14 protein-coding genes are annotated in these 16,435 nt (G+C 68.6%); all 14 read right to left on the reverse strand.

Annotation, left to right across the window (positions count from 1 at the left end):
- Nucleotides 1-202: 202 nt before the first annotated feature.
- Entirely contained in the window at nt 203-1,219 is a 1,017-nt protein-coding gene (locus tag ACIOFR_RS24195) for an ABC transporter ATP-binding protein (protein ID WP_401000602.1), read from the reverse strand.
- Complete coding sequence (locus tag ACIOFR_RS24200) at nt 1,212-2,267, reverse strand: ABC transporter ATP-binding protein (protein ID WP_401000604.1); 1,056 nt, start codon at nt 2,265-2,267, stop codon at nt 1,212-1,214. The genes ACIOFR_RS24195 and ACIOFR_RS24200 overlap by 8 nt, the downstream gene beginning before the upstream one ends.
- 47 nt (nt 2,268-2,314) lie before the next feature.
- Nucleotides 2,315-3,241, reverse strand: a complete 927-nt coding sequence (locus ACIOFR_RS24205; RefSeq protein WP_401000606.1) for an ABC transporter permease — start codon at nt 3,239-3,241, stop codon at nt 2,315-2,317.
- A gap of 10 nt (nt 3,242-3,251) precedes the next feature.
- Nucleotides 3,252-4,181 carry an ABC transporter permease gene (locus tag ACIOFR_RS24210; RefSeq protein ID WP_401000608.1) on the reverse strand — a complete coding sequence of 310 codons (930 nt, stop codon included), beginning with the start codon at nt 4,179-4,181 and terminating at the stop codon, nt 3,252-3,254.
- 168 nt (nt 4,182-4,349) lie between these two features.
- Nucleotides 4,350-6,026 carry an ABC transporter substrate-binding protein gene (locus tag ACIOFR_RS24215; protein WP_401000610.1) on the reverse strand — a complete coding sequence of 559 codons (1,677 nt, stop codon included), beginning with the start codon at nt 6,024-6,026 and terminating at the stop codon, nt 4,350-4,352.
- A gap of 400 nt (nt 6,027-6,426) precedes the next feature.
- Nucleotides 6,427-7,494 carry an ABC transporter ATP-binding protein gene (locus ACIOFR_RS24220; RefSeq protein ID WP_401000724.1) on the reverse strand — a complete coding sequence of 356 codons (1,068 nt, stop codon included), beginning with the start codon at nt 7,492-7,494 and terminating at the stop codon, nt 6,427-6,429.
- 13 nt (nt 7,495-7,507) lie between these two features.
- Nucleotides 7,508-8,560 carry an ABC transporter ATP-binding protein gene (locus tag ACIOFR_RS24225; RefSeq protein ID WP_401000612.1) on the reverse strand — a complete coding sequence of 351 codons (1,053 nt, stop codon included), beginning with the start codon at nt 8,558-8,560 and terminating at the stop codon, nt 7,508-7,510.
- Between the two features lie 14 nt (nt 8,561-8,574).
- Nucleotides 8,575-9,573, reverse strand: coding sequence for an ABC transporter permease (locus ACIOFR_RS24230; protein ID WP_401000614.1), 999 nt, complete (start codon nt 9,571-9,573; stop codon nt 8,575-8,577).
- Entirely contained in the window at nt 9,566-10,492 is a 927-nt protein-coding gene (locus ACIOFR_RS24235) for an ABC transporter permease (protein WP_401000616.1), read from the reverse strand. Before ACIOFR_RS24235 ends, ACIOFR_RS24230 begins: the two co-directional genes overlap by 8 nt.
- Nucleotides 10,493-10,569: 77 nt before the next feature.
- The gene (locus tag ACIOFR_RS24240) at nt 10,570-12,204 is read right to left on the reverse strand and encodes an ABC transporter substrate-binding protein (protein WP_401000618.1); all 1,635 of its coding nucleotides are present in this window, start codon (nt 12,202-12,204) and stop codon (nt 10,570-10,572) included.
- A gap of 165 nt (nt 12,205-12,369) precedes the next feature.
- On the reverse strand, nt 12,370-13,392 hold the full coding sequence (locus ACIOFR_RS24245; RefSeq protein ID WP_401000620.1) for an ABC transporter ATP-binding protein: 1,023 nt from the start codon (nt 13,390-13,392) through the stop codon (nt 12,370-12,372).
- Complete coding sequence (locus ACIOFR_RS24250) at nt 13,385-14,437, reverse strand: ABC transporter ATP-binding protein (protein WP_401000622.1); 1,053 nt, start codon at nt 14,435-14,437, stop codon at nt 13,385-13,387. The genes ACIOFR_RS24245 and ACIOFR_RS24250 overlap by 8 nt, the downstream gene beginning before the upstream one ends.
- A 17-nt stretch (nt 14,438-14,454) precedes the next feature.
- On the reverse strand, nt 14,455-15,393 hold the full coding sequence (locus ACIOFR_RS24255; protein ID WP_401000624.1) for an ABC transporter permease: 939 nt from the start codon (nt 15,391-15,393) through the stop codon (nt 14,455-14,457).
- Nucleotides 15,386-16,312 (reverse strand): ABC transporter permease, encoded by a 927-nt coding sequence (locus ACIOFR_RS24260; RefSeq protein WP_401000626.1) that lies wholly within the window; start codon nt 16,310-16,312, stop codon nt 15,386-15,388. Before ACIOFR_RS24260 ends, ACIOFR_RS24255 begins: the two co-directional genes overlap by 8 nt.
- Between the last annotated feature and the right edge of the window lie 123 nt (nt 16,313-16,435).

Raw genomic sequence — 16,435 nt, forward strand, 5'->3', positions numbered from 1 at the left:
CACTGATCCACCGATCGGTACGTGACGGGGCGGGCCCCGGGGAGACCTCCCCGGGGCCCGCCCCGTTCGCCGTTGCGGCACTCACGCCCCGCGGGCCCTGCCGCAGGCCCTGCGGAACGCCCCCGCACGCCGAAGGGCGGGCTCCGGGGAAGTCCCCGGGGCCCGCCCCCACCCGCGTCCCGTACGGCCCTCGGACGGGCCCTCAGGCCGCCGTCGGCTGCCGCACCTCGGCGAAGTGGCAGGCCGAGTCGTGCGCGGCCGGGCCGCTCAGCACCTGCGGGACGGCGAGCAGCGGCAGCTCCGTCGAGCAGCGCTCCTCGGCCTTCCAGCAGCGGGTGCGGAAGCGGCAGCCCGACGGCGGGTTGGCCGGCGAGGGCACGTCGCCCACCAGGACGATCCGGTCCCGGGACTCGCGGCCGGTCGGGTCCGGCACCGGCACCGCGGACAGCAGCGCCTGGGTGTACGGGTGGGTGGCGTGCTCGTAGATCTGTTCCTCGGTGCCGATCTCGACCATCTTGCCCAGGTACATCACGCCGACCCGGTCGGAGATGTGCCGGACGATCGAGAGGTCGTGCGCGATGAACATGTAGGACAGGTCGAACTCGCTCTGCAGCTGGTCCAGCAGGTTGATCACCTGGGCCTGCACCGACACGTCGAGCGCGGAGACCGGCTCGTCGCAGATGATGATCTCGGGCTTGAGGGCCAGGCCGCGGGCGATGCCGATGCGCTGGCGCTGCCCGCCGGAGAACTGGTGCGGGTACCGGTTGATGTACTCCGGGTTCAGGCCCACCACGTCCAGCAGGTCCTGGACGGCCTTGCGGCGGTCGCCCTTGGGCGCCACCTCCGGGTGGATCTCGTACGGCTCGCCGATGATGTCGCCGACCGTCATCCGCGGGTTCAGCGAGGTGTACGGGTCCTGGAACACCATCTGGATGTTGCGGCGCACGGCCCGCAGCGCCCGGCCGCTCAGCCGGCTGATGTCCTCGCCCTTGAACAGCACCTCGCCGGAGGTGGCCCGCTCCAGGTTCATCAGGACCTTGGCCAGCGTCGACTTGCCGCAGCCGGACTCGCCGACGATGCCCAGCGTCTCGCCCTTGTGCAGGGTGAGGGTCACGCCGTCGACCGCCTGCACCGCGCCGATCTTCCGCTTGAAGAGGATCCCCTGGGTCAGCGGGAAGTGCTTGACCAGGTTCCGGACCTCCAGGATGGGCTCAGCCACGGAGGGTCTCCTTCCAGAAGTGGCAGGCGCTGCGACGGCCCACGAGCTCGCCGCCGTCCTCGTCCAGTACGGGCTGCAGCAGCGGCCGGTCGCTCCGGCACAGGTCGGTGGCGGCGTCGCAGCGCGGGTTGAAGGAGCAGCCCGTCGGCAGGTGCAGCAGGCTCGGCGGCAGGCCCTTGATGGCGTAGAGGTCCTGGCCCTTCTGGTCCAGCCGCGGGATCGAGCGGAGCAGGCCCTTGGTGTAGGGGTGCGCCGGGTTGCCGTAGAGCTCGTGGACGGGCGCCGTCTCGACGATCCGGCCCGCGTACATCACGGCGATCTTGTCCGCGACGTCGGCGACCACGCCGAGGTCGTGGGTGATCAGGATCAGACCCATCCGGTACTCGGCCTGGAGCTCCGCCAGCAGGTCCATCACCTGGGCCTGGACGGTGACGTCCAGCGCGGTGGTGGGCTCGTCCGCGATGATCAGGTCCGGCTCCAGGGCCAGCGCCATCGCGATCATGATGCGCTGGCGCATGCCGCCGGAGAACTGGTGCGGGTAGTCGGTCACCCGCTGCCGGGCGGCCGGGATGCGCACCCGGTCCATCAGTTCCACGGCCTTGGCCAGGGAGTCCTTCTTGGACATCCCCTCGTGCACCCGGAAGACCTCGCCGAGCTGCCAGCCCACCGAGAAGACCGGGTTGAGCGCCGACAGCGCGTCCTGGAAGATCATCGCGATCTTCCGGCCGCGGATCGAGCGGCGCCGCTCCTCCGGCATGGTGAGCAGGTCCTCGCCCTTGTAGAGCACCCGGCCGCCGCTGATCCGGCCCGGCGGGGTGTCCAGGATGCCCATGATCGCCTGCGCGGTCACCGACTTGCCCGAACCGGACTCGCCCAGCACCGCCAGGGTCTCACCGGCGCCCACGCTGTAGCTGACGCCGTTTACCGCCCGGGCGATGCCGTCCCGGGTCACGAACTCGACCTGCAGGTCGTCGACCTGGAGCAGGGCCGGCTCGGCGCCGTCCTGCCGCAGTTCCACGGCCGGGCCGTCCTGTACTGCCTCGTCCATCGCTTTGCCGCTCCCGCTCCGCGTCGCGTCCGTGCTCGTCATGTCGCTCACCGCAGCTTCGGGTCGAGTGCGTCGCGGACCCCGTCGCCGACGAAGATGAAGCCCAGCGAGGTGAGCACCACGGCGAGCGAGGGCAGGGTCCACATGTAGTCGTACACACCGATGAAGCCCCGGCCGGAGGCGAGCATGTTGCCCCACTCGGGGACCTCGGGGCTGACCCCCACGCCCAGGTAGGACAGCGCGGCCTCGGCGACCACCGCGAGCCCGACGTTGAAGGTGCCGAAGATGATCACCGGTGCGATCGAGTTGGGCAGGATGTGCCGCATGATCACCCGCAGGTGCCCGGCACCGAGCGCGCGGGCCGCGTGCACGTAGTCCATCTCCCGCGCGGACAGCACCGAACTGCGCAGCAGGCGCGCGACGGTGGCCCAGCCGAAGATCGCCAGCGAGAGCACCACCGGCCAGACACCGCGCCCGGTGACCGTGATGATGATGATCGAACCGATCAGCAGCGGGAAGGCGAAGAAGACGTCCGCGGTGCGCATCACCAGCGTGTCGTAGAACCGGCCGAAGTACCCGGCGATCGCGCCCAGCACAATGCCGATCAGCAGGGTCAGGATGATCGACACCAGGCCCACGAAGACCGCGATCCGGGCCCCGTAGATGACCCGGGACAGCTGGTCGCGGCCGAGGATGTCGGTGCCGAACAGGTGGTCGGCGGTGGGCTGTTGGAGGGTGTTCATCAGATTCTGCTTGAGCGGGTCGTACGGTGCGATCCACGGCGCGAAGGCCGCGGTGACCAGCAGGCCCACCACCAGCACCAGCCCGACCAGGGCGAGCCGGTTGGCGGCGAAGCGGTGCCAGATCTCCTGCCACTCCTTGACCACCTTGACGGCCGGCTCGGCGCCCTCGGTGGGTCCGCGCTGCGCGGGAACGTCCTTCGGCAGCTGCGCGGTCGTTGTCTCGTCAGTCATCTTGGCGCCCTCAGCTCAGCCGGATGCGGGGGTCGAGCATCGCGTACAGCAGGTCCACCAGCAGGTTGAGCAGCACGAAGATGGCCACCGTCCAGGTGGCCACCGCCACCACGATCGGGTTGTTCTGCTGCTGGATCGCGGTGGACATCGCCATGCCGACGCCGTCCCAGTTGAAGATGGTCTCGGTGATGATCGCGCCGCCCATCAGGCCGCCGAACGAGATGCCGATGTACGTGACCACCGGGATCACCGAGTTGCGCATCACGTGCTTGAGCAGCACCTGCCGCTTGGGGACGCCCTTGGCGATCGCCGTCTTCACGTAGTCGGCCCGCAGGACCTCCAGCATGGTGCCGCGCATCAGCCGGGCGACCAGCGCCGCGTCGATGATGGCCAGCGTCACGGAGGGCAGGATCAGCTGGACGGGATCGCTCGGATCACCGATCACCGGCACCCACTTGAGCTGCACGGCGAAGAGGTTGAGCATCAGCATGCCGATCACGAAGGTCGGGAACCCGACCAGCAGCGTGGTGATCAGCGTGACCACGGTGTCCAGGAACGAGTACCGCTTGAGCGCCGCGAGCGTTCCGACGGCCGCGCCCAGCAGCACGTCGATGGCCATCGCGGCGACCGCGAGCTTGGAGGTGTTGACCAGCTTGGGCATCAGGATCTCGGACACCTGGCGCCGCTGGGTGTAGTCCTCGCCCATGTCGCCCTGCACCAACTTGCCCACGTACGTGCCGTACTGGACGATCAGCGGCTTGTCGAGCCCGTACTGCTCGCGCAGCTGCTTGACCACGGCGGGGTCGCGGGCGCGCTCGCTGCCGCCCAGCGATCCGACCGGGTCCCCGGGGATGACGAACAGGCAGGCGAACAGGATCAGCGTCGCGCCGAGCAGCACGAACACCATCTGGCCGAGCCTTCGCAGGAGATATCTGCCCATGGAATTGCCTCTCTGTGTGGTTGCGGCAGATAGGCGTCGCCCACCCCTGCGCTCCGCCGGGTCGGGCGGGCACGGTGGACCGCCGGCCCTGCCTGGTCGAGGCAGGGCCGACGGCGGTGGGATTCCGTACGGATCGAGGAACGGGCTGCGCCTGGTGCGAAGGGCCGGTTACTTCTGGGAGACCTTCGACAGGGTCGGGTTCTCGTTGAAGTCGTAGGACAGGTTGACCCACTTCTCGGTGTTCGCGACACGCTGCTGGGTGCGGTTCCACAGCGGGATCAGCGCCAGGTCCTCACCGATCGCCAGCTTCTCGGCCTGCTGGTAGAGCTTGTTGCGCTCGGCCTGGTCCTTGGATCCGGTGGCCTTCGCCAGCAGGGCGTCGAACGCCGGGTTGCTGTAGCGGCCGCGGTTGTCGCCCTGGACGTTGTGGGTGGCCGCGTCCTCGTTGATCGCCGAGGTGGACAGCAGCGGGTTCAGGAAGTTGCCGGGGGTCGGGTAGTCGGCGCCCCAGGCCGCGCGGTACAGGCCGGTGGCGTCCGGGCCCTGCTCCTTCTTCAGCAGCTCCTTGAACGGGATGCCGTCGATCTGGACGTCCAGGCCGAGGACCTCCTTGAGCTGCTGCGCCACGGCCTGCACCCAGGCGTCGTGGCCGCCACCGGTGTTGTAGCCGAAGTACAGCTTGGTGCCGGGGGTCAGGCCGGCCTTGGCGGCGAGCTCCTTGGCCTTGTCCTTGTCCTGCTTGCCGCAGCTGGTGCAGACGCCGGGCTGGTAGGCGTCCTTGAACGCCGGCGGGACGAGGGTGGTGGCCTTGTTGCGGAAGCCCTTGAAGACGCCGCTGACGATGGCGTCCCGGTCGATCGCGTAGGAGACCGCCTCACGGGCCTCCTTGGTCTTCAGCGGGCCGTTGAAGGTGATCGGCAGGATGTAGTTCATGCCGTTGGCGTCCCAGTTCAGGAACTCGCCCTTGGGCTCGTACACGGCCTTGGCCGCGCCGAGCTGCTCGGTGGGCATCCGCGCCCAGTCGAACTGGCCGGCCTGGAAGCCCTGGTACTCCAGCTGGTCGGCGTTGGCCGAGTTGAGGATGGAGATCTCGACCCGGTCGACGTGCGCCTTGGTCAGCCCGTAGCTGTCGTTGCGGACCAGGGTGATCTTGCTGTTGTGCTGCCAGGGGCCGTCCAGCTTGAACGGGCCGTTGCCGATCGGCTGGTCGTTGTAGGTCTTGTTGGTGGCCGCGCCGGCGTCCTTGGTCACCGGGCTGAACACGGTGTGGAAGGTCCGCAGGTCGAACTCGCAGTCCTTGATGGCGAGTTTGACGTTGAGGGTGGTGGCGTCGGGCGCGGACAGGCCGGCGAACGTGGTGGCGGTGCCGCTCTGGAGGGCCTCGAAGCCGTCGATCTCCGCCATGTGGTACGCGACGTCGGAGGCGGCGTCCTTGGCGGCGGCGCGGGTCCAGCCGCGGATGAACGCCTCGGCGTCCACCGGCTCGCCGTTGCTGAAGGTGGTGCCGCCCTTGATCTTGAACGTCCAGGCGCTGCAGTCGTCGTTCGGGGTGCGGCTCTCGGCGAGCGCGTTGGAGAGCTTGCCGTCGGCGTCGACGCTGGTCAGACCGGTGAACAGGGCCTGGGTGACGAGGGTGCCCTCGGACTCCTGGGTGTTGTACGGGTCGATCGCGGTCGGCTCGACAATGCCCAGCCGGAACGTCCCGCCGTCCTTGGCGGGCGCGTTGTTGGCCTGGGTCGGCTTGGCGCCACTGTCACCGGAGCTCCCGTTGTTGCTGCAGGCGGCCACAGCCAGGACGGTGGATGCCGCCACCACCGTCCATCGCATTGCCTTGGTGAGCCTCATTCAACTGCCTCTCGAGTCAGGGCGGGGAACGAAGTAGCTCCTTCGCCGCCTGGTGTTCCAGGCAGCCGAAGGTCAACGCTGCGGCGGCGCCACCAAGTTGACAGCGCGCTCGCTGTTTCGCGTGGAGCAACTATCGATCACTCCTCCCCCCGGGCGGAATCGCTGGCACATCTCTTTTCTGTTACATGGCCCTGCCAAGGCGATATATTCTCCCGCAATTTCTCGCATATCGTTCACAGAGTTTCACAGATTGAACACCGGATACCGGACGATCAAATCCGCTGTGCGCAAAAGGAGTTGACGATCCGTTGAGCCACCGTTCCGACCTTCCCCCGGACACGGCGACGGCCCGCCCCCAAGGCTGGGGGCGGGCCGTCGGCCGGACGTTCGGCGGGGGGGGTCAACCGCTTTCGTCCTCCCGCTCCGCCGCGAAGTGACAGGCCGAGTCGTGGGACGCCAGACCCCGCAGCCACTCCCGCGCCGTCAGCTCCGGCACCTCGGTGGCGCAGCGCTCCTGGGCCTTCCAGCAGCGGGTGCGGAAGCGGCAGCCCGAGGGCGGGTTGGCCGGCGAGGGCACGTCCCCCGTCAGCACGATCCGGTCCCGGGACTCCCGCGCCCTCGGGTCGGGCACCGGCACGGCCGACAGCAGCGCCTGGGTGTACGGATGGGTGGCGTGCTCGTAGATCTCCGCGTCCGAGCCGATCTCCACCACCCGGCCCAGGTACATCACGCCGACCCGGTCGGAGATGTGCCGGACAATCGAGAGGTCGTGCGCGATGAACATGTAGGACAGGTTGAACTCGCCCTGGAGCTGCTCCAGCAGGTTGATCACCTGGGCCTGCACCGACACGTCGAGCGCCGAGACCGGTTCGTCGCAGATGATCACCTCGGGCTTGAGGGCCAGGCCGCGGGCGATGCCGATGCGCTGGCGCTGCCCGCCGGAGAACTGGTGCGGGTACCGGTTGATGTACTCCGGGTTCAGCCCCACCACGTCCAGCAGGTCCTGCACCGCCTTGCGCCGGTCGCCCTTCGGCGCCACCTCCGGGTGGATCTCGTACGGCTCACCGATGATGTCGCCGACCGTCATCCGCGGGTTCAGCGACGTGTACGGGTCCTGGAACACCATCTGGATGTTGCGGCGCACCGCCTTCAGCCCGGCCCCGCTGAGCCGCGAGATCTCCTCGCCCTTGTAGCGGACCGACCCCGAGGTCGCCGGCTCCAGGTTCATCAGCACCTTGGCCAGCGTCGACTTCCCGCAGCCCGACTCCCCCACGATGCCCAGCGTCTCGCCCTGCATCAGGTCGAAGGAGACCCCGTCGACCGCCTTGACCGCACCGACCTGCTTCTTGAAGAGGATGCCCTTGGTCAGCGGGAAGTGCTTGACCAGGTCGCGGACCTCCAGGATCGGCTCCCCCCGGTTCACACGGTGCTCGAAGGCGGCCTCCTGCGGCGCCGCCGCCGCACCCATCGGACTGGCTCCGCTAAACGTCATGGAGGGTCTCCTTCCAGTAGAAGCAGGCGCTGCCCCGCCCGGGCACCGGCGTGCCGTCCTCCTCGGTCACGTCGAACAGCCGGGGCACCTCCTGCCGGCAGATCTCCTGCGCCCGCGGACACCGCGGGTTGAAGGCGCACCCCTGCGGGATCCGCAGCAGGTTGGGCGGCAGGCCCTTGATCGCGTAGAGCTCCTGGCCCTTCTGGTCCAGGCGGGGGATCGAGTCGAGCAGGCCGCGGGTGTACGGGTGGGCGGGCCGCGCGTAGAGCTCGTGGACGGGCGCGGTCTCGACGATCCGGCCCGCGTACATCACGGCGATCTTGTCGGCGACGTCGGCGACCACGCCCAGGTCGTGGGTGATCAGGATCAGACCCATGTGGTACTCGGCCTGGAGGTCGGCGAGCAGGTCCATCACCTGGGCCTGGACGGTGACGTCCAGTGCGGTGGTGGGCTCGTCGGCGATGATCAGGTCCGGCTCCAGGGCCAGCGCCATCGCGATCATGATGCGCTGGCGCATGCCGCCGGAGAACTGGTGCGGATAGTCACCCACCCGGTCCGCCGCGGCCGGGATGCGCACCCGGTCCATCAGCTCGATCGCCTTGGCCTTGGCCTCCTTGCGGGAGGCCCCCCGGTGCGCCCGGAACATCTCGCCCAGCTGGAACCCGACGGTCATCACCGGGTTCAGCGAGGACAGCGCGTCCTGGAAGATCATCGCGATCTTCTGCCCGCGGACCCTGCGCCGGGCGTCCTTGGACATCTTCAGCATGTCCTGGCCCCGGAAGAGGATCTCCCCCTGTGGGATGCGGGCCGGCGGCATGTCCAGGATGCCCATGATCGCCTGCGCGGTCACCGACTTGCCGGAGCCGGACTCGCCGAGCACGGCCAGCGTCTCACCGGCGGCGACGCTGTAGTTCACGCCGTTGACGGCCCTGGCCACGCCGTCCCGGGTCACGAACTCCACGTGCAGGTCCCGGACGTCGAGCAGCGGCCCCTGGTAGGGCGCCTCGTGGACGGTCTTCGAGGTGTCGGCAGCAGTGGTCACAGGGCTCCCCTTGCTCAGCGCAGCTTCGGGTCGAGGGCGTCGCGGACGGCGTCGCCGAGCATGATGAAGGCCAGCACGGTGATGCTCAGTGCGGCGGCCGGGAAGAACATCACGTAGGGGGCGGTGCGGATCACCTTCTGGGCCGAGGAGATGTCCACCCCCCACGAGATGGTCGGGTCCTGCAGGCCGATGCCGAGGAAGCTCAGCGTCGCCTCGGCCGTGATGTAGCCGCCGAGCGCGATGGTCGCGACCACGATCACCGGGGCGACGGCGTTCGGCAGGATGTGCCGGAGCATCAGCCGGGAGGTTCCCGCACCGAGTGCCCGGCCGGCCACCACGTAGTCGGACTGCTTGACGGTCAGCACCGCGCCGCGCATCACACGGGCGAGCTGGGTCCAGCCGAGGAAGGCCAGCGCCAGGACCACCGTCCACACGTTGCGGTAGGTGAAGGCGTTGAGCAGCACCAGGGCGCCCAGCAGCAGCGGGATGCCGAAGAAGATGTCGATGATCCGGGAGACCACCGAGTCGATCCAGCCGCCGAAGTACCCGGCGACCATGCCGGTCAGCCCGCCGAGGAGGGTCACGGCGAGCGTCACGCAGATGCCGACGGTGATCGACGCCCGGGCGCCGTACAGCACCCGGGCGTAGATCGAGCGGCCCTGGCCGTCGTAGCCGAACCAGCCGGCCCCGAAGAAGTCCGTCCAGTCGGGCCGGCGCAGGTAGTTGAGGACCAGGTTGGACTGCCGCGGGTTGGCGTTGGTGAACAGCCCGGGGAAGATCGCGATGATCACCAGGAGCACGATCAGGGCCGCCGAGACCAGGAAGATCGGGCGGTGCCGCAGGTCCCGCCAGGCGTCGCCCCACAGGCTGCGGGCCTGCTCGCGCTTGGTCGGGTCGGGCTCGATCAGGGTGTCCTGCTCGACCAGCAGCCCCTGGTTGCCGACGTAGTCGAAGTGACTGCTGCCGGGCGGTGGGAGCGGCTTCGGGTCGTTCTCGTCGTGCACGTCAGGCATAGCGGATCCTCGGGTCCAGGACGGCGTAGAGCAGGTCGACGAGCAGGCTGGCGACCAGGTAGACGATGACCAGGACGGTGACGATGCCGACGACCGTCGGCCCCTCCTTCTGCCCGATCGCGCGGTAGAGGATGTTGCCGACGCCCTTGACGTTGAAGATGCCCTCGGTGACGATCGCGCCGCCCATCAGCGCCCCCAGGTCGGTCCCGAGGAAGGTGACCACCGGGATCAGCGAGTTCCGCAGCAGGTGCCGGACGATGATGGTGCGCCGCGGCAGACCCTTGGCGGTCGCGGTGCGGATGTAGTCGGCCCGCAGGTTCTCACCGATGGAGGTCCGGGTGAGCCTGGCCACGTACGCGAGCGACAGCGCGGCCAACACGGCACCGGGAAGCAGGAGTTGGGTGATGTCGGTGGAGTCCTGCACGGTCGGGGTGACCCAGCCGAGGTTGGTGGCGAACACGGTCTGCGCGATGTAGCCGAGGACGAAGACCGGGATGGAGATCACCAGCAGGGTGAGCAGCAGCACCAGGGTGTCGGGCAGGCTGCCCCGCTTGAGGCCGGAGATCACGCCCAGGGGCAGGCCCACCACGATCTCGAAGAAGAAGGCGATGAGCGCCATCCGGATGGTGACCGGGAAGGCGTCCGCCATGATGCTGGAGACCGAGCGGCCGGTGAAGCTGGTGCCGAAGTCCAGGTGCAGGATGTTGTTCATGTAGTGCAGGTACTGGTTCCACAGCGGCTGGTCCAGGTAGAACCTGTGCCGCAGGCTGGCCACCTGGGCGGGGTCGGCCGCCTTGTCGCCGTACATCGCCGCGATCGGGTCGCCCGGCAGGGTGTACACCATCAGGAAGATCAGAAGTGTCGCGCCGAGGAACACCGGGATCATCTGCAGCACACGTCTGACGATGTAGCTGCCCATCGTGCCTCCTTCCTAGGGGCCCCGGAACCGGGGCCCCGCCCTCCGTGCGGGGAGGGCGGGGCCGGTGGGGGACGGTGTCAGCCGTTGACCTCGACCTGGGTCCAGGCCGGGTTGCCGAAGGAGTCGAACGTGACGTTCTTGACGTTCGTCGAGTAGCCGGAGTTGGTCCGGTAGTACCAGAGCGGGATGGCCGGGAAGTCCTGGGCCAGCACGGCCTCGGCCTGCTGGTAGCCGGTCGCGGAGGCCTGGATGCTGTCGGCCGCGTCGGCCTGGTTGGCCAGCTGGTCGAACTGCGGGCTGCTGTAGCCGAAGTCGTTGGCGGCGGCGCCGGTCTTGTAGACGTCGGCGAGGAAGTTGGCGTTCAGCGGGTAGTCCTGCACCCAGCCGGTGCGGAAGGCGCCGTTGATGGTGTGTCCGGTGATCGCCTCACGGGCGGTCTTGAAGTCCGCCTTGGGGTCGCCGACGCAGTCCACCCCGGTGTTCTGCCGGATGGAGTTGCACACCGCGTCCACCCACTCCTTGTGGCCGCCGTCGGCGTTGTAGGTGATCTTCAGGCTGCCCCCGGGGACGCCACCGCCCTCACTGATCAGCTGCTTGGCCTTGGCCGCGTCGAAGTTGCAGAAGTCCCCGCAGGTACCGGCCTTGTAGCCCTCGACCCCCTCCGCCGTCCAGGCGGAGGCGGGCGTGCGGGAGCCCTGCAGCACGGTCTTGGTGATCGTGTTGCGGTCGATCGCCATCGACAGGCCCTGCCGGACCTTCGCCGTGTTCGCGCCCTGCCACTCGGGCTGGTAGAGGGTGAAGCCGATGTTCTGGATCGCCCCCTGCGGGGAGTCGATCGCCCGGTCGCCGAGGTCGCTCTTGTAGGTCGCCAGCGCGGACGGCGGGACCTGGTCGATCACGTCCAGGTTGTTGGACTGCAGGTCGGCGTAGGCGGCCTCGGCGGTGGTGTACATCTTGAAGACGACACCGCCGTTCTTCGGCTTGTCCACGCCCATGTACCCGGGGTACGTCTTCGTCACGACCTGCGTGTTGTGGTCCCAGCTGACGAACTGGTACGGCCCGTTGCCGACCGGCTTCTGGCCGTACCCGGCCGGGTCGCTGAAGAAGGCGTCCGGCAGCGGCGAGAAGGCGATGTACCCCAGCTTGTACGGGAAGTACGAGACCTTGCCGTTGAGCTTGATGGTGAAGTGGGTGTCGTCGGTCACCGTCAGGCCGGACATCGTGGTCGCGGTGGACGCGCCGCTCGCCGGGTGGACGTCCTGGTAGCCCTGGATGTCGGCGAACCAGGAGCTGTTGATCTGGTTGTTCGCGGTGGTCGCGGCCCAGTTCCAGGCGTTGACGAAGTTGGCGGCCTTGACCGGGGTGCCGTCGTGGAAGGTCCAGCCCGACTTCAGGGTGACGTTGAAGGTCTGCGAGTCGCTGGTGTCGATCGACTGCGCGACCTGCATCCGCAGCTGGGCGTTGCTGGGGTCGTAGTCGGCCAGGCCCTTGAAGAGGTTCTGCAGGATGCGTCCGCCACCGGTCTCGTTCGCGTTGGCCGGCTGCAGCGGGTTCTGCGGCTCGCTGCTCTGGTAGCTGAAGGTCTTGCCGGCGTCGGTGGAACCGCCGCTGCTGCTGCTGCCGCCACTGCCACAGCCGGTGGCCACCAGGGCCGCGGATGTCGCACCGATGACGGCCCGGCGAACTCGGGTGGCTGAGGTGGCTGAGGGCATGGGGCATCCTCCTAGGGGGTGTGGAACGCATCACACCCCATTCGAGTCGCCTGGTCGCGGTGGCGCGACCGCAGTGCCTCCGGACGGGTGCACCCGCTGGGCCGTCAGGAGACGGCGAAGGGCCCGCGGTGCGTGGATCGCACCGCGGGCCCCTCGGACGGTCGGTCAGGCCGCCGTGGTCGCGGCCTCGCGGACCTCGGCGAAGTGGCAGGCCGAGTCGTGCGCGGCCGGGCCGGTCAGCACCTGCGGGACGGCGAGCAGCGGCACCTCGGTCGAGCAGCGCTCCTCGGCCTTCCAGCAGCGGGTGCGGAAGCGGCAGCCCGACGGCGGGTTGGCCGGCGAGGGGATGTCCCCCGACAGCACGATCCGGTCCCGGGTCTCCCGGTCGGTCGGGTCCGGCACCGGCACCGCGGACAGCAGCGCCTGGGTGTACGGGTGGGTGGCGTGCTCGTAGATCTGCTCGTCGGTGCCGATCTCGACCATCTTGCCCAGGTACATCACGCCGACCCGGTCGGAGATGTGCCGGACGATCGAGAGGTCGTGCGCGATGAACATGTAGGACAGCTCGAAGTCCTTCTGGAGCTGCTCCAGCAGGTTGATCACCTGGGCCTGCACCGACACGTCGAGCGCCGAGACCGGCTCGTCGCAGATGATCACCTCGGGCTTGAGGGCCAGGCCGCGGGCGATGCCGATGCGCTGGCGCTGCCCGCCGGAGAACTGGTGCGGGTACCGGTTGATGTACTCCGGGTTCAGCCCCACCACGTCCAGCAGGTCCTGCACCGCCTTGCGCCGGTCGCCCTTCGGCGCCACCTCCGGGTGGATCTCGTACGGCTCACCGATGATGTCGCCGACCGTCATCCGCGGGTTCAACGAGGTGTACGGGTCCTGGAACACCATCTGGATGTTGCGGCGCACCGCCTTCAGCGCGGCGCCCGACAGGCGGGAGATGTCCTCGCCCTTGAACAGCACCTGGCCGGAGGTGGCCCGCTCCAGGTTCATCAGGACCTTGGCCAGCGTCGACTTGCCGCAGCCGGACTCGCCGACGATGCCCAGCGTCTCGCCCTTCTGGAGGGAGAACGAGATGCCGTCCACGGCCTTGACCGCGCCGACCTGCTTCTTGAAGAGGATGCCCTGGCTGAGCGGGTAGTGCTTGACCAGGTCGCGGACCTCCAGGATGGGCTCAGCCATGGAGGGTCTCCTTCCAGAGGTGGCAGGCGCTCTTGCGGCCGGCGAGCTCGGCGCCGTCCTGGTCGAGCACCTGGTGCAGCGCCGGGATCTCGGTGCGGCAGAGGTCGGTGGCGGCGTCGCAGCGCGGGTTGAAGGCGCAGCCGGCCGGAACCTTCAGCAGGTTCGGCGGCAGGCCCTTGATCGCGTAGAGCTCCTCGCCCTTCTGGTCCAGGCGGGGGATCGAGCGGAGCAGGCCCTTGGTGTAGGGGTGCGCCGGGTTCGCGTAGAGCTCGTGGACGGGGGCGGTCTCGACGATCCGGCCCGCGTACATCACGGCGATCTTGTCGGCGACGTCGGCGACCACGCCGAGGTCGTGGGTGATCAGGATCAGACCCATGTGGTACTCGGCCTGGAGCTCCGCCAGCAGGTCCATCACCTGGGCCTGGACGGTGACGTCCAGCGCGGTGGTGGGCTCGTCCGCGATGATCAGGTCCGGCTCCAGGGCCAGCGCCATCGCGATCATGATGCGCTGGCGCATGCCGCCGGAGAACTGGTGCGGGTAGTCGCCCACGCGCTGCGCGGCGGCGGGGATGCGCACCCGCTCCATCAGCTCGATGGCCTTGGCCTTCGCCTCCTTGCGGGAGGCGCCCCGGTGCACCCGGAACATCTCGCCCAGCTGGTAGCCGACGCTCAGCACCGGGTTCAGCGAGGACAGCGCGTCCTGGAAGATCATCGCGATCTTCTGCCCGCGGATCTTCCGGCGCTCCTCGTTGGACATCTTCAGCATGTCCTGGCCCCGGAAGAGGATCTCGCCGGAGGCGACCCGGCCCGGGGGCATGTCGAGGATGCCCATGATGGTCTGGGCGGTGACGGACTTGCCGGAGCCGGACTCGCCGAGGACGGCGAGCGTCTCACCGGCGGCGACGCTGTAGTTCACGCCGTTGACGGCCTTGGCCACGCCGTCCCGGGTCTTGAACTCGACGTGCAGGTCGCGGACTTCGAGCAGCGGGGTGCCGGGGACCAGTCGGTCCTGGGCCACGGCGGTCTTCTCGGTCGCAGTGGTCATGGTGCGTGCCACCTCTCTCAGCGCAGCTTGGGGTCGAGGGCGTCACGCACCGCGTCGCCGAGCATGATGAACGCCAGCACCGTGATGCTGAGCATGCCCGCGGGGAAGAACAGTGCGAACGGGGCGGTACGGATCACCTTCTGGGCCGAGTTGATGTCGATGCCCCAGGAGATGGTCGGGTCCTGCAGACCGATGCCGAGGAAGCTCAGCGTCGCCTCGGTGGCGATGTAGCCGCCCAGCGCGATGGTCGCGACCACGATCACCGGGGCGATCGCGTTCGGCAGGATGTGCTTGAGCATGATCCGGCCGGTGCCGGCGCCGAGCGCCTTGGCGGCGGTCACGTAGTCGGCCTGCTTCACCGTGATGACCGAGCCGCGCATGACGCGGGTCATCTGGGTCCAGCCGAGCGCGACCAGCGCGAAGACCACGCTCCAGATGGTGCGCGAGGTGAAGGCGTTGAGCACGACGAGGGCGCCGAGCAGCAGCGGGATGCCGAAGACCATGTCGGTGACCCGGGAGATGATCGTGTCGACCCAGCCGCCGAAGTACCCGGCGAACATGCCCGCCAGCCCGCCGAGGATGGTGACACCGGCGGTCACGCAGATACCGACCACGACGGAGGCCCGGGCGCCGTACATCATCCGGGCGTAGATCGAGCGGCCCTGGACGTCGTAGCCGAACCAGTCGGGCTGGAAGAAGTGCGAGTAGTTCGGCTTGCCCAGGTAGTGCAGGCGCAGGTCGCCGGCGCGCGGGTCCACGGAGGTGAACAGCCCGGGAGCGATCGCGATCACGATCAGCAGCAGGATCAGCAGCGCCGAGACGATGAAGATCGGGCGGCGACGCAGGTCGTGCCAGGCGTCCAGCCCGAGGCTGCGGGCCTTCTCCTGCTTGGCCTCGACGGCCTCAGGCGCCCGCTGCGCGGGGATCTCGGTCTTGGTGTTGGTCAGGTCAGGCATACCGGATCCTCGGGTCCAGGACCGCGTAGAGCAGGTCGACGATCAGGCTGGCGGCGAGGTAGACGAGTACCAGGACGACGACGATGCCGGAGACGGTCGCGCCCTCGCTGCGGTTGATGGCGAGGTACAGCGCGTTGCCGATGCCCTTGACGTTGAAGATGCCCTCGGTGACGATCGCTCCGCCCATCAGGGCACCCAGGTCGGTACCGAGGAAGGTGACCACCGGGATCATCGAGTTGCGCATCAGGTGCGTGCCGATCACCTTGCGCTTCGGCAGGCCCTTGGCCACCGCGGTGCGCATGTAGTCGGCCTTGATGTTCTCGGCTATCGAGGTGCGGGTGAGCCTCGCGACGTACGCCAGCGAGAGCGAGCCGAGCACCATGGCGGGAAGCACCAACTCGCCGAGGTTCTCGGAGTGTTGGACGGTCGGCGTGACCCAGTCGAGCTGAGTGGCGAACACGTTCTGGAAGACGAAGCCCAGCACCGGCACGGGGATGGAGATCAACAGCAGCGTGAGGATCAAGGTGCCCTTGTCGAACGCCTTGCCTCGGCGCAGGCCTGCGAACAGCCCGATCGTCACACCGAGCACGATCTCGATGGCGAACGCCAGCAGCGCGAGCCGCGTCGTCACGGGGAGCGCCTCGGAGATCACGTCGGTCACCTTGCGGCCGGACATGGTCAGGCCGAAGTTGCCGGTGAACAGGTCACCCATGTAGTTCAGGTACTGCTGGCCGAGGCTCACGTCGAGCCCCATCCGATGCTTGAACGCGGCAAGCTGTGCCGGGTCCGGCGCCTTGTCGCCCCACATCGCCGCGACCGGGTCTCCGGGGAGCATGCGCGTCATCCAGAAGATGATCGTCACCGTACCCAGGAAGACCGGGATCATTTGGAGCAGTCGCCTCGCGACAAAGCGCCCCATCATGCCTCCATCCAATGCTCTGCCGGGCCGTCATCCCGTCACAGAGGTTCTATGGCGTGACAAGGCCGGTGCCGGTCCGCCCTTGTGGGGCGGAGGGCACCGGCCGTGTCGGTTCAAGCCGCG

Origin of the sequence: Kitasatospora sp. NPDC088346, from assembly GCF_044740765.1 — a bacterium.
Taxonomy (GTDB): domain Bacteria; phylum Actinomycetota; class Actinomycetes; order Streptomycetales; family Streptomycetaceae; genus Kitasatospora.